Annotated in this window: 12 protein-coding genes; 10 read left to right on the forward strand and 2 right to left on the reverse strand. The window is 71.1% G+C overall.

Annotated elements, in window-relative coordinates:
• Positions 1-26: 26 nt before the first annotated feature.
• A complete protein-coding gene (locus JOL79_RS06585) occupies positions 27-671 on the reverse strand; it encodes an MBL fold metallo-hydrolase (protein WP_210154778.1) in 645 nt (214 codons plus the stop codon).
• Positions 672-704: 33 nt separating this feature from the next.
• On the reverse strand, positions 705-1538 hold the full coding sequence (locus JOL79_RS06590; RefSeq protein WP_210154779.1) for a maleylpyruvate isomerase family mycothiol-dependent enzyme: 834 nt from the start codon (positions 1536-1538) through the stop codon (positions 705-707).
• A 257-nt stretch (positions 1539-1795) separates the two neighbouring features.
• On the opposite strand from JOL79_RS06590, the gene uvrA reads away from it, so the two are divergent.
• The 10 genes from uvrA to secG all read left to right on the forward strand — a co-directional run bounded on the left by uvrA (position 1796) and on the right by secG (position 14176).
• Entirely contained in the window at positions 1796-4636 is a 2841-nt protein-coding gene (gene uvrA, locus JOL79_RS06595; RefSeq protein ID WP_210154780.1) for an excinuclease ABC subunit UvrA, read from the forward strand.
• Positions 4637-4802: 166 nt separating this feature from the next.
• On the forward strand, positions 4803-5237 hold the full coding sequence (locus JOL79_RS06600) for a Rieske (2Fe-2S) protein (RefSeq protein WP_210154781.1): 435 nt from the start codon (positions 4803-4805) through the stop codon (positions 5235-5237).
• A gap of 74 nt (positions 5238-5311) precedes the next feature.
• Complete coding sequence (uvrC, locus tag JOL79_RS06605) at positions 5312-7366, forward strand: excinuclease ABC subunit UvrC (protein WP_210154782.1); 2055 nt, start codon at positions 5312-5314, stop codon at positions 7364-7366.
• Positions 7367-7574: 208 nt separating this feature from the next.
• Positions 7575-8444, forward strand: coding sequence for an RNase adapter RapZ (gene rapZ / locus JOL79_RS06610; protein WP_210154783.1), 870 nt, complete (start codon positions 7575-7577; stop codon positions 8442-8444).
• A gap of 168 nt (positions 8445-8612) precedes the next feature.
• On the forward strand, positions 8613-9569 hold the full coding sequence (locus tag JOL79_RS06615) for a gluconeogenesis factor YvcK family protein (RefSeq protein WP_230984394.1): 957 nt from the start codon (positions 8613-8615) through the stop codon (positions 9567-9569).
• A 63-nt stretch (positions 9570-9632) separates the two neighbouring features.
• On the forward strand, positions 9633-10613 hold the full coding sequence (gene whiA, locus JOL79_RS06620) for a DNA-binding protein WhiA (protein WP_210154784.1): 981 nt from the start codon (positions 9633-9635) through the stop codon (positions 10611-10613).
• Between the two features lie 243 nt (positions 10614-10856).
• A complete protein-coding gene (gap, locus tag JOL79_RS06625) occupies positions 10857-11861 on the forward strand; it encodes a type I glyceraldehyde-3-phosphate dehydrogenase (protein WP_210154785.1) in 1005 nt (334 codons plus the stop codon).
• A complete protein-coding gene (locus JOL79_RS06630; RefSeq protein WP_210154786.1) occupies positions 11861-13048 on the forward strand; it encodes a phosphoglycerate kinase in 1188 nt (395 codons plus the stop codon). The genes gap and JOL79_RS06630 overlap by 1 nt, the downstream gene beginning before the upstream one ends.
• Positions 13049-13828, forward strand: a complete 780-nt coding sequence (gene tpiA / locus JOL79_RS06635) for a triose-phosphate isomerase (protein WP_210154787.1) — start codon at positions 13049-13051, stop codon at positions 13826-13828.
• A 117-nt stretch (positions 13829-13945) separates the two neighbouring features.
• Complete coding sequence (secG, locus tag JOL79_RS06640) at positions 13946-14176, forward strand: preprotein translocase subunit SecG (RefSeq protein WP_210154788.1); 231 nt, start codon at positions 13946-13948, stop codon at positions 14174-14176.
• Positions 14177-14244: the final 68 nt, after the last annotated feature.

Here is a 14244-nt window from a genome sequence, read left to right on the forward strand (position 1 = left end):
GCGGCGCGGACGCGTTCACCCGGCCGTCACCAGCCGCGCGCCTTCCACTCCGGCAGGGAGGGCCGCTCGGCGCCGAGCGTGGTGTCCCGGCCGTGGCCTGGGTAGACCCACGTCTCGTCGGGCAGCCGGTCGAAGATCCGCTCCACGACGTCGGTGTAGAGCTGCTCGAACCGGGCCGGGTCCTTCTGGGTGTTGCCCACGCCGCCGGGGAACAGGGAGTCGCCGGTGAACAGGTGCCCGTCCTGGTAGAGAAGCGCGATCGAGCCGGGGGTGTGCCCGCGCAGGTGGATCACGTCCAGCGTGACCACCCCGACCGTGATCCGGTCGCCGTGCCCGACCTCCCGGGTCACCGGGACGGGCAGCTCGGGGGCGTCGAGGGGGTGGGCGATCACCTGCGCGCCCGTCGCCCGCGCCACGTCCTCCAGGGCCATCCAGTGGTCGGCGTGCTGGTGGGTCGTCACGATCGCGCTGATCGGCGTGCCGCCGATGAGGCCGAGCAGCCGGTCGGGCTCGGCCGCGGCGTCGATCAGCAGGCCGTCGCCCGTCTTCGCGCAGCGCAGCAGGTACGCGTTGTTACCCCAATCGCCGACCTCGATCTTCGAGATGGTCAGTCCGGGCACCTCACGGACGTCGGCGGGGCCGCCCTTCGTCACGTCTCCGGTGTAGCTCATGGTTCCCCTATGTCCTGGTCGGTTCTGTCCTGGTCAGTTGTCGTGCGGGAGCGGCCAGCCGGGCGGCGGATCGGCCGGCAGTCCCTCCGGGGCCGACCTCGGGGGCCACGGGGGCGGCGGGGGAAGCGGCGTGTCCTTCGCGTCGCTCCCTCGCCCCGAGTCGCCGGAGCGGTCCGGGCCGTCCGGTTCCGCGACGAGGCCCTCGCCCCCGGAGCGGCCGGTGAGCCAGGCCAGGAGATGAAGCGGCATGCCGTGGACGACCGGTCCTCCACCGAGCCCCCGCCACGCGTGCACCTCCTCGCCGCCGGGGAGCGGCTCCCTCGCCACGATCGCGGCCACGGGTCCGCGCCCGCGCGGCCACGACAGCAGCGTGTCGTGCAGCTCCCGCCAGACGAAGGTCTCCGGCCAGTCCGGCCAGCCGTACCCCGCGCCGAGGTCGGCGTGGTGGGCCTCGACCTCCCGGATCCGGCGCGCGAGCAGGTACCAGGCCGGGTGACCGGGCGGGCCGCCCACCTCCGCGCGCCAGCACTCAGGGGGCATCTCGCCGATGGCGGCGGCCATCCTCGCGGAGCTTTCGCGCAGATCGGCCAGCTGTTCGGCGGCGGGCCGCGGCGCCCCGGCCGCGATTCCGGCGTCGCGGGCGTCGGGGGTGGGGTACTGGGGGGTGACGACCCCCGTCCTGGCCCAGGTGAGAAGGTTGACGAGGCTGTCGGCGTTGCGGGCGAGATGGGCGAGGACGTGCCCGCGGGTCCAGCCGGGCAGCAGGGATGGGGCGTGGACGTCGTCGTCCGACAGCCGGGCCGCCGTCTCCAGCAGGCGCTCGTCCGCCGCGGCGAGCTCGGTGCGGAAGTCCTCGATGACTGACATGAGGCAATCATGGACCAGGCCGGGCGGAGGCGGGGAAGAGCGGGGTCCCGAACAGGGTTCTATCAACTGGGGCTTTCCACCGGACGGCGGGCGAGCGCCCGGCGAAACCCATACCCTGAATGAACGGGACCGGTCGTGGCGCCGCCGGCCCGCCCGTCGCGAACCGGCCGCCGGACGAGCCCCCCGGAATTGTCGGTGGCTCTGGATAGCCTGCCCGTGCACCTCCGTTCACTCCATATCGACCTATCGGGACCACCGTGGCAGACCGCCTGATCGTGCGTGGCGCACGTGAACACAACCTGAAGGACGTCTCGCTGGACCTGCCGCGAGACGCTCTGATCGTCTTCACCGGGCTCTCGGGCTCCGGCAAGTCCAGCCTGGCCTTCGACACGATCTTCGCTGAGGGGCAGCGGCGGTACGTCGAGTCGCTTTCCGCGTACGCCCGGCAGTTCCTGGGCCAGATGGACAAGCCCGACGTGGACTTCATCGAGGGACTGTCCCCGGCCGTCTCCATCGACCAGAAGTCCACCAGCCGCAACCCCCGCTCGACCGTCGGCACCATCACGGAGGTCTACGACTACCTCCGGCTCCTGTGGGCCCGCATCGGCAAGCCCCACTGCCCCGAGTGCGGCCGTCCCATCGCCCGCCAGACCCCGCAGCAGATCGTCGACCGCGTGCTCGAACTGGCGGAGGGCACCCGGTTCCAGGTGCTCGCCCCGGTCGTCCGCGGCCGCAAGGGCGAGTACGCCGAGCTGTTCCGCGAGCTGCAGACGAAGGGCTTCGCCCGGGCCAGAGTGGACGGCACGGTCGTCCGCCTGGAGGAGCCGCCGACGCTCAAGAAGTACGAGAAACACGACATCGAGGTGATCGTCGACCGGCTCGCGGTGAAGGAGAGCGCGCGCCGGCGGCTGACCGACTCGGTGGAGACGGCGCTCCAACTGTCCGGCGGCACGATCACGCTCGACTTCGTCGACCTGCCGGACGGCGACCCCAACCGGGAGCGGTTCTACTCCGAGCACCTCTACTGCCCGTACGACGACCTGTCGTTCGAGGAGCTGGAGCCGCGGTCCTTCTCGTTCAACTCGCCCTTCGGCGCCTGCCCGGAGTGCACCGGTCTCGGCACCCGCATGGAGGTCGACCCCGACCTGGTCGTCCCCGACCCGGAGCGGACGCTCGGCGACGGCGCGATCAGCCCGTGGGCGAACGGCCACACCAGCGACTACTTCGTCCGCCTGATCGAGGCGCTCGGCAACGCGCTGGGCTTCGACCTCGACACCCCGTGGGAGCGGCTGACGAAGAAGGCGCAGAAGGCGATCCTGCACGGCCACGACGAGCAGGTCCACATCCGCTACAGCAATCGCTTCGGCCGGCAGCGCTCCTACTACACGACCTTCGAGGGCGTGGTGCCGTGGGTGCAGCGCAGGCACGCCGAGTCCGAGAGCGACGCCAGCAGGGAGCGCTACGAGGGCTTCATGCGCGAGGTGCCGTGCCCGGCCTGCAAGGGACGCCGGCTGAAGCCGGTGTCGCTGGCCGTGACGGTGGGCGACGCCTCGATCGCCGAGGTCTCCGGCATGTCGATCGGGGAGTGCGCCACGTTCCTGGGCGCGCTGCGGCTGTCCGACCGCGACATGCACATCGCCGAACGGGTGGTCAAGGAGATCAACGCCCGGCTCGGCTTCCTGCTCGACGTGGGCCTCGACTACCTGACGCTCGACCGTGCCGCCGGCACGCTCGCGGGCGGCGAGGCGCAGCGCATCCGGCTGGCCACCCAGATCGGCTCGGGCCTGGTCGGGGTCCTCTACGTCCTGGACGAGCCCTCGATCGGGCTGCATCAGCGGGACAACATGCGCCTGCTCGAGACGCTCGTCCGGCTGCGCGACATGGGCAACACGCTGATCGTCGTCGAGCACGACGAGGACACGATCGCGGCGGCCGACTGGGTGGTCGACATCGGCCCCGGCGCGGGCGAGCACGGCGGGCAGGTCGTGGTCTCCGGCACGGTGGAGGAGCTGCTCGCCAGTGAGGACTCGCTGACCGGCGCGTACCTTTCGGGCCGCAAGGCGATCACGGTGCCGCCCACCAGGCGGCCGCGCCAGCGCAAGCGGCAGCTCGTCGTCAAGGGCGCCCGTGAGCACAACCTGACCGGCGTCGACGTGGAGTTCCCGCTCGGCGTCTTCACGGCGGTGACCGGTGTCTCAGGTTCGGGCAAGTCGACGCTGGTCAACGACATCCTCTACAGCGCGCTCGCCAAGGAGCTGAACGGCGCCCGCACGGTCCCCGGCCGGCACTCCCGCGTCGTCGGCACGGATCTGGTCGACAAGGTCGTCCACGTGGACCAGTCGCCGATCGGGCGGACCCCGAGGTCCAACCCGGCCACGTACACGGGCGTGTTCGACCACGTGCGGAAGCTGTTCGCCGCGACGACCGAGGCGAAGGTCCGCGGCTACCTGCCGGGACGGTTCAGCTTCAACGTCAAGGGCGGGCGCTGCGAGGCGTGCTCGGGCGACGGCACCATCAAGATCGAGATGAACTTCCTGCCGGACGTCTACGTCCCCTGTGAGGTCTGCCACGGCGCCCGGTACAACCGGGAGACGCTGGAGGTCCACTACAAGGGCAAGACCATCTCCGAGGTGCTCGACATGCCGATCGAGGAGGCGCTCGAGTTCTTCGACGCCATCCCGGCGATCCGCAGGCACCTGCAGACCCTCAACGACGTGGGGCTCGGCTACGTGCGGCTCGGACAGCCGGCCACCACGCTGTCGGGCGGCGAGGCGCAGCGGGTGAAGCTCGCCTCCGAACTGCAGCGGCGGTCCACCGGCCGGACGGTCTACGTCCTGGACGAGCCGACGACGGGCCTGCACTTCGAGGACATCCGCCGGCTGCTCGGCGTGCTCAACCGTCTCGTCGACGCCGGGAACACGGTGATCGTGATCGAGCACAACCTCGACGTCATCAAGACGGCCGACTGGATCATCGACATGGGGCCCGAGGGCGGCTCCCGCGGCGGCAGGGTCGTCGCCACCGGCACGCCCGAGGAGATCGCGAAGGAGGACGAGAGCCACACCGGCCGCTTCCTCAGCAAGATCCTCGGCGTGTGACGAATCTCCTGAACAGGTAAATCTTCATATTTCTCCCGAACTGACCGCGTCATGCTGAACCGGTGGTACGGCGTCGGCCGTACTAGGTGAGACAACGTCGGATGCGTTGCGACCGGACCCGGGCGGACCCCCGCCCGCCCGGCCGTTCGCCAGGGAAGGGACGAGTATGACGGACACGACACGCCGTGCGGTGATCTTCAGTGCCGGAGGGGCGGGCCTGGCCGTGGCGCTGAGCGCCTGCGCCGGAGGCGGCTCGGGCGACACGGACACGGCGGCGCCGGCCGGGGGCGGTAGCGGTGGTGACGGTGGTGGCGACGGCGCCGTCGCGCAGACCTCCCAGATCCCCGTGGGCGGCGGCAAGATCCTGGAGGACCGGAAACTCGTCATCGTGCAGCCCGCCAAAGGCGACTTCAAGGCCTTCAGCGCGATCTGCACGCATCGCGGCTGCACCGTCGCCAGCGTCTCGAACGGGACGATCAACTGCCCCTGCCACGGCAGCAAGTTCAACGTGAAGGACGGCTCGGTCGTCGACGGCCCGGCCACCCAGCCGCTGGCCGAGCAGAAGATCAAGGTGAGCGGCGACAGCATCACGCTCGCCTAGCGCCGTCGCCGGCGATCCCTCCGGCGGCGATCGTCGCCGGAGGGATTGTCGGCCCGGAGAAGTAGGCTTGCGTCGTGGCGGATCCGGCAACTTACCGACCAGCGCCGGGATCGATTCCCGAATCTCCAGGCGTCTACCGTTTCCATGACCCGGCCGGCCGGGTGATCTACGTGGGCAAGGCGAAGAGCCTGCGGCAGCGGCTGAACTCCTACTTCGCCGACTTCGCCGGCCTGCACCCCCGTACGCAGACGATGCTGACCACCGCCGCGTCGGTGGACTGGACCGTCGTCAACACCGAGGTCGAGGCGCTCCAGCTCGAATACTCCTGGATCAAGGAGTTCGACCCCCGGTTCAACGTGAAGTACCGCGACGACAAGTCGTACCCCTTCCTGGCCGTGACCATGGCCGACGAGTTCCCCCGCGTGCAGGTCCTGCGCGGCGCCAAGCGCAAGGGCACCCGCTACTTCGGCCCCTACTCCCACGCGTGGGCGATCCGCGAGACCGTCGACCTGCTGCTGCGGGTCTTCCCCGTGCGCACCTGCTCCACGGGGGTCTTCAAGCGGGCCGGGCAGGTCGGCCGTCCCTGCCTGCTGGGCTACATCGACAAGTGCTCGGCCCCGTGCGTCGGCCGGGTGACGCCGGAGGAGCACCGCGCCCTGGCCGAGGACTTCTGCGACTTCATGGCGGGCAACACCGGCCGGTTCATCAAGCGGCTTGAGCGCCAGATGCGCGAGGCGGCGGCCGTGGAGGAGTACGAGCGGGCAGCCCGGCTCCGCGACGACGTTCAGGCCCTGCAGCGGGCGCTGGAGAAGCAGACCGTCGTGCTCGGCGACGACACCGACTGCGACGTCGTCGCCCTCGCGGAGGACCCGCTGGAGGCGGCCGTCCAGGTCTTCTACGTGCGCGGCGGCCGGATCCGGGGCCAGCGCGGCTGGGTGGTCGACAAGGTCGAGGACGCGACGCCGGGCGAGCTCGTCGAGCACTTCCTCCTGCAGATGTACGGCGAGGCCGCGATCCCGCGCGAGATCCTCGTCCCGGCGCTGCCCCCCGAGCTGGACGCGGTGATCGAACTGCTCAGCGAGGGGCGCGGCGCCCGGGTCGACCTGCGGGTTCCCCAGCGCGGCGACAAGAAGAGCCTGATGGAGACGGTCGAGCGCAACGCCAAGGAGTCGCTGGCCCAGCACAAGCTGCGCCGCGCGAGCGACCTCACCACCCGCAGCCGGGCGCTGCAGGAGATCGCCGACGCCCTCGACCTCGACCAGGCCCCGCTGCGCGTCGAGTGCTACGACGTCTCGCACATCCAGGGGTCGAACGTGGTGGCGTCGATGGTCGTGTTCGAGGACGGCCTGGCGCGCAAGAGCGAGTACCGCAGGTTCTCCGTCCGGAGCGACGAGGGCGACGTCGCCTCGATCTACGAGGTCATCTGCCGCCGGTTCCGGCGCTACCTGGAGGAACGGGTGGCCACCGGCGAGCTCGACGGCGGGCCGGAGGCCGGAGAGGAGATCGGCGCCGTCCCGCCCGGCCAGAGGAGCGGCCAGGAAGACGGCCCGGAAGACGGTGCGGAGATCGGTGCGGACATCGGTGCCGAGAACGGCCCGGGGGCCGGCCGGGCGGCCGGCGCGGGGACGCCGATCGACCCCGAGACCGGCCGCCCCCGCAAGTTCGCCTATCCGCCCAACCTGGTGGTCGTGGACGGCGGCCCGGCGCAGGCGGCGGCCGCGCAGCGGGCGCTCGACGAACTGGGCATCGACGACGTGGCCGTCTGCGGCCTGGCCAAGCGCCTGGAGGAGGTCTGGCTCCCCGGCGACGACCAGCCGGTGATCCTGCCCCGGACCAGCGAGGGTCTCTACCTCCTGCAGCGGGTCAGGGACGAGGCGCACCGTTTCGCCATCACCTACCACCGGGCCAAGCGGTCCCGGAGCCTCAAGGAGAGCGCCCTCGACGAGGTGCCGGGCCTCGGACCGGCGCGCCGGCAGGCGCTGCTGCGGCACTTCGGCTCGGTGAAGCGGCTGCGCGAGGCGAGCGCGGAGGAGATCCGCGCCGTGCCGGGCATCGGTCCCGCCACCGCCGACGCCATCGTGGCCGCCCTGCGGGGAGAGAGCCCCTCACCGGCGGGGCAGGGGTCGTGAAGGGGGCCGCCCCCCGGCGGGCCGGGAAGGTTTTCCCCGGCTGGGCCGTTAGCCTCGACGTGCGGCGCGCCTGCGACGGGATCAGGCGGGAAGCTGTCATGCTCCGGCGCGGAGGCGCCGTTCACAGCGCAGGGGCGCTCCACCCGGGCCGGCGTGTGCCGTCCGGCGGCATGGCGGTGCCGATCTCAAGCAGGGCGGTGAGCGGGCGATGAGCACGACTGAGCCGGCGTTCGTCGTGGTGACGGGCATGTCGGGGGCCGGGCGGAGCACGGCCGCGAAGGCGTTGGAAGACCTGGGGTGGTTCGTCATCGACAACCTGCCCCCGGGGATGCTGTCGTCGCTGGCCGAGGAGGCGGGGCGGGTCAAGCTGGCCGCCGACCAGGTCGCCGCGGTCGTCGACGTGCGGAGCCTGGCGTTCACCACGGACCTGAACGCGGCGATCGGGGAGCTGATCGGCCGCGGCGTGGGCGTCCGGGTGGTCTTCCTGGAGGCGAGCGACGAGGAGCTGGTCCGCCGGTTCGAGAACGTCCGCCGGCCGCACCCCCTGCAGGGCGACGGACGACTGGTCGACGGGATCGACCGCGAGCGCGGCGTCCTCCGCGAGATCCGGGCGAACGCCGATCTCGTCATCGACACGTCCCTGCTGAACGTGCACGAGCTCCGCAAGAAGATCGTTTCGTTCTTCGGCGGTGAGGACCGGCCGGGCCTCAAGGTGAACGTGGTGTCGTTCGGCTACAAGTACGGCCTGCCGGTGGACGCCGACCTCGTCGTCGACTGCCGTTTCCTGCCCAATCCGCACTGGGTCCCGGAGCTCCGCCCGATGAACGGGCTCGACTCTCCCGTGCGCGATTACGTCCTCGGTCAGCCGGGCGCCAAGGAGTTCCTCGACGGGTACGAGGAGGTTTTCGGCATCGTCGCGGCGGGCTATACCAGGGAGGGCAAGGGCTACGCGACGCTCGCGGTGGGCTGCACCGGCGGCAAGCACCGCAGCGTCGCGATGGCCGAGCAGCTCGCGGCCCGGCTGCGGGAGCGCGGCATGGACGTCCAGGTCGGCCACCGGGACGTGGGCCGCGAGTGATCGGAGCGAGAGTCGGGCGCCGCCACGGCCGGCGGCTCCCGGTTGCCTCGCCGGAGCACCCGGCGGGCACGGCACGACCCGCCGGAGTCCCGTGTCACGGGGCGCCGGTCAGGCGAGGAGGACGATGAAGGATTCCGGCCAGGAGCCCCCCGAGCCCCCGGTCCCCAGTTGAACAGCACGGAGCCGGCGACCCCCCCGGGCGTCAGAGTGGTGGCGCTCGGCGGCGGTCACGGGCTCCACGCCTCCCTGTCGGCCCTGCGGAAGGTCGCCCCCGACCTGACCGCCGTGGTCACGGTGGCAGACGACGGCGGCTCCAGCGGCCGCCTCAGGCGGGAGCTGGGCGTGCTGCCGCCCGGCGATCTGCGGATGGCCCTCGCGGCCCTGTGCGGCGACGACCAGTGGGGCAAGACCTGGAGCGAGGTCGTCCAGCATCGCTTCCGCAGCGAGGGCGAGCTGCACGGCCACGCCGTCGGCAACCTCCTGATCGTGGCTCTCTGGGAGCTGCTCGGCGACCCCGTCGCGGGCCTCGACTGGGTGGGCCGCCTGCTCGGCGCCCACGGCCGGGTGCTGCCGATGGCGTCGGTGCCCCTCGACATTCAGGCCGAGGTGGAGCTGGACGGACGGATCACGACGGTGCGGGGCCAGGTCGCCTGCGCGCTGACGCCCGGCCGGGTCAGGTCGATCTCGCTGCTGCCTCCCGACCCCCCGGCCTGCCCCCAGGCCGTCACGGCCATCGAGGAGGCCGACTGGGTGGTGTTCGGGCCGGGCTCGTGGTTCACCAGTGTGCTGCCCCACCTGAAGGTGCCCGAGCTCGCCGCGGCGCTGCAGTCCACCGCGGCCCGCCGCGTGGTGATCCTCAACCTGGCCCCCCAGGCGGGTGAGACGGACGGCTTCTCCCCGGAGAAGCACCTGGAGGTGCTGCGGGAGCACGCCCCCTGGCTGTCCGTCGACGCGGTGGTGGCGGACGAGGGCGTCGTCGGGGACGTCCGCGCGCTGGAGAAGGCGGCGTGGTCCCTCGGCGGGCGTCTGGTTTTGGCTGATGTGGCCGCCGGTGACGGATCTCCGAAGCATGACGGACCACGTCTTGCCACGGTCCTGGACGAGATTTTCCGTGAGAAGCGGTGATTGCCTGGCATCGAGGTGCGAGAGACTGACGGGCAGAGTCTGTTTGGGGGAGGACACGCGCAGATGGCCATGACAGGTGTGGTGAAGGACGAGCTGAGCCGCCTATCGGTGCTCAAGCCTTGCTGCCGCAAGGCGGAGGTGTCGACGCTGTTGCGGTTCGCGAGCGGCCTGCACCTGGTCGGCGGGCGGATCGTCATCGAGGCGGAGCTCGACACCAACGCCACCGCCCGGCGGCTGATCAAGGACATCGGCGAGGTGTTCGGTCATCGGGCCGAGGTCCTGGTGCTGGCCCCCGCGGGCCTGCGCAAGGGCTCCCGCTACGTCGTGCGCGTCTACAACGACGGCGAGGCGCTCGCCCGGCAGACCGGGCTCATCGACAACCACGGCCGCCCGGTGCGCGGCCTGCCGCGTCAGGTCGTCTCCGGCGCCACCTGCGACGCGGAGGCCGCCTGGCGGGGCGCGTTTCTCGCCCACGGCTCGCTGACCGAGCCGGGCCGCTCCATGTCGCTGGAGGTGACCTGCCCGGGGCCGGAGGCCGCGCTCGCGCTGGTCGGCTCCGCCCGCCGGCTCAAGATCCACGCGAAGGCCCGGGAGGTGCGCGGGGTCGACCGGGTCGTGGTCCGCGACGGCGACGCGATCAGCGCGCTGCTGACCCGGCTCGGCGCGCACGACAGCGTGCTGGCGTGGGAGGAGCGGCGGATGCGCCGCGAGGTGCGGGCCACCGCCAACCGGCTGGCGAACTTCGACGACGCCAACCTCCGCAGGTCGGCCCGGGCTGCGGTGGCCGCGGGCGCGCGGGTGCAGCGGGCCCTGGAGATCCTCGGCGACGACGCCCCCGAGCACCTGGTGATCGCGGGCCGGCTGCGGGTGGAGCACAAGCAGGCCTCGCTGGAGGAGCTCGGCCAGATCTCCGACCCGCCGCTGACCAAGGACGCGATCGCCGGGCGCATCCGGCGGCTGCTGGCGATGGCGGACAAGCGGGCGCAGGACCTCGGCATCGCCAACACCGAGGCCAATCTGACCGCCGACATGATGGCGCAGTAGACACGCCCGCCGGGTGCCGTCCCCCCACGACCCGGCCGGTGCCGCGGCCGGCTCCGCAACACGTGTCACGGCAGGTGCCCCGGCACGTGCCCCGGCATGGTCCTCCGGCGGACCGACCTTGACCCGGCCCAAGGCATGGCCCGTTGGTCTACACCAATTTGGGTCCGATAAGGTCTGTCACTGAGGTTTAACACAGCCAAGCGCCGGGGGGCCCGGCGCACGACGTACGAGGAGATCGGATCCGTGAGCATCCGCGTAGGCGTCAACGGCTTCGGCCGTATCGGCCGCAACTTCTGGCGCGCTGTGGCGGCCAGCGGCAAGGACATCGAGATCGTCGCGGTCAACGACCTCACCGACAACGCCACGCTCGCCCACCTGCTGAAGTACGACAGCATCCTGGGCCGCCTGCCGTACGAGGTGAAGGCCTCCGCCGACGAGATCACGGTGGACGGCAAGGCCATCAAGACCTTCGCCGAGCGCGACCCCGCCAAGCTGCCCTGGGGTGACCTGGGTGTCGACGTGGTGGTCGAGTCGACCGGCCTGTTCACCGACGCCACCAAGGCTCGGGTCCACGCCGACAACGGCGCGAAGAAGGTCATCATCTCCGCTCCGGCGAAGAACGAAGACGTGACGATCGTCATGGGCGTCAACCACGACAAGTACGACGCGGCCGCTCACACGATCATCTCCAACGCCTCCTGCACGACCAACTGCCTGGCCCCGATGGCGAAGGTCCTCAACGACACCTTCGGCATCGAGAAGGGCCTGATGACCACGGTCCACGCCTACACGCAGGACCAGAACCTGCAGGACGGCCCGCACAAGGACCTGCGCCGCGCCCGCGCCGCCGCGCTGAACATCGTGCCGACCTCGACCGGCGCCGCCAAGGCCATCGGCCTGGTGCTGCCCGAGCTCAAGGGCAAGCTCGACGGCTTCGCGCTGCGCGTGCCGATCCCCACCGGCTCGGCCACCGACCTCACCGTCGAGGTCAAGCGCGAGACCAGCGTCGAGGAGGTCAACGCCGCGCTGAAGGCCGCCTCCGAGGGCGCGCTCAAGGGCTACCTGACCTACACCGAGGACGAGATCGTCTCCAGCGACATCGTCACCGACCCGTCGTCCTGCATCTTCGACGCCGGTCTGACCAAGGTCATCGGCAACCAGGTCAAGACCGTCGGCTGGTACGACAACGAGTGGGGCTACTCCAACCGCCTCGCCGACCTGATCGTGTTCGTGGGCGCCACCCTCTGATGATCGGGATTGACGAGCTCGACGTGAAGGGCCGGCGCGTCTTCGTGCGCGCCGACCTCAACGTCCCCCTCGACGGGGAGACGATCACCGACGACGGCCGGATCCGCGCGTCGGTGCCGACGATCAGGAAGCTGATCGAGCGCGGCGCGAAGGTCGTCGTGGCCGCCCACCTCGGCCGGCCCAAGGGGTCGCCGACGCCGAAGTACTCGCTCGCCCCGGTCTCCCGGCGGCTGGCCGAGCTGCTCGGCGAGGACGTCGCGTTCGCCACCGACGTGGTCGGCGACTCGGCGCGCGCCACGGTCGACGCCCTCCAGGACGGGCAGGTCGCCCTGCTGGAGAACCTGCGGTTCGAGCCGGGCGAGGAGTCCAAGGACGACTCCGTCCGGGGCGAGTTCGCCGACCGGCTGGCCGCGCTGGCCGAGCTGTACGTGGGCGACGGCTTCGGCGCGGTGCACCGCAAGCACGCCAGCGTCTACGACCTGCCCAAGCGCCTGCCGCACGCGGCGGGCGACCTGGTTCTGGCCGAGGTCGAGGTGCTCAAGCGGCTCACCGAGGACCCGGCCAGGCCGTACGTGGTGATCCTGGGCGGCGCGAAGGTCTCCGACAAGCTCGGCGTCATCGCCAACCTGCTGTCGAAGGTCGACCGCCTGCTCGTCGGCGGCGGCATGGCCTACACCTTCCTCAAGGCCCAGGGCCACGAGGTCGGCAAGTCGCTGCTGCAGGAGGACCAGCTCGACCAGGTCCGCGGCTTCCTCGACGAGGCCGCCGCCCGCGGCGTGGAGCTGGTGCTCCCCGTCGACGTGCTGGCCGCCACCCACTTCGCGGCCGACGCGCCGCACGAGGTGGTCGCGTCCACGGCGATCCCGGCCGACCGCGAGGGACTGGACATCGGCCCGAAGACCCGCGAGCTGTTCGCGAGCAAGCTCGCCGACGCCAGGACCGTCTTCTGGAACGGCCCCATGGGCGTGTTCGAGTTCGAGGCGTTCTCCGGCGGCACCCGCGCCGTCGCCGAGGCGCTGATCGGCTCGGAGGCGTTCACCGTGGTCGGCGGCGGCGACTCCGCCGCGGCGGTGCGCCTGCTCGGCCTGCCCGAGGACGGCTTCTCGCACATTTCCACCGGAGGTGGCGCCAGCCTCGAGTATCTCGAGGGCAAGACGCTGCCCGGACTCGCCGCGCTGGAGGAGTAGATGGCCCGCAAGCCGCTGATCGCCGGCAACTGGAAGATGAACCTCAACCACCTCGAGGCCATCAACCTGGTGCAGAAGCTGGCGTTCTCGCTCACCCCCCGGGACTTCGACGCGGCCGACGTGGCCGTGATCCCTCCGTTCACCGACCTGCGCAGCGTGCAGACGCTGGTCGACGGTGACAAGCTCCGGATCGTGTACGGCGCGCAGGACCTGTCGCGCCACGACTCCGGGGCCTACACCGGGGAGATCTCCGGGGCCATGCTCGCCAAGCTGGGCTGCACCTTCGCACTGGTCGGGCACTCCGAGCGGCGGCAGTACCACGACGAGGACGACGCGCTCTGCAACGCCAAGGTCAAGGCCGCCTACCGGCACTCGATCACGCCCATCCTGTGTGTGGGCGAGGGACTGCCGGTCCGGCAGGAGTCCCGCCAGGTCGAGTACACGCTCGGCCAGCTCGACGGCGCCCTCGACGGCGTCCCGGCCGACCAGGTCAGGACGATCGTGATCGCGTACGAGCCGGTGTGGGCGATCGGGACCGGTGAGGTCGCGACGCCGAAGGACGCCCAGGAGGTGTGCGGGGCGATCCGGGTGCGACTCGCCGAGCTCTATGGGGACGATGTGGCGGCCGATGTCCGTATCCTTTACGGAGGCTCGGTGAAGTCGGACAACATCGCCGGCATCATGGCGGAGACCGACGTCGACGGCGCCCTCGTCGGAGGGGCCAGCCTCGACCCGGGAGAATTCGTCAAGATTTGCCGTTTTGGTGAGATCTCTCGTTAGCTGAGCCGTTTCGAGGGTGCGACTTGACTTCAGGCCGTACCCTCGAAGTGCAAGATTGAATCGTCACGCCCACGGCTCGTGCGCACGCGCCGTGCCCGACATAGGAACAGGTCTACGGTGACAATCGGAATCTCCATCGCCCTCATCCTGTCGAGCGCCCTGATGGTCCTGCTCGTCCTGCTCCACAAGGGCAAGGGCGGCGGTCTGTCGGACCTGTTCGGCGGCGGTTTCTCGTCGTCCTTCGGCGGATCGTCGGTGGTGGAGCGCAACCTCGACCGGCTCACCATCATCACCGGGACCGTCTGGTTCGTCTGCATCATCGCGCTGGGCCTGCTCCTCAAGCCGTAGCGGGCCGTCCCCGGCCGTCCCCCGGCCGCGTGACAGAGATTCACCTTCCCCCCGTCCTCGGGGCGATC

The organism is Microbispora oryzae (genome assembly GCF_017896165.1).
Taxonomy (GTDB): Bacteria; Actinomycetota; Actinomycetes; order Streptosporangiales; family Streptosporangiaceae; genus Microbispora; species Microbispora oryzae.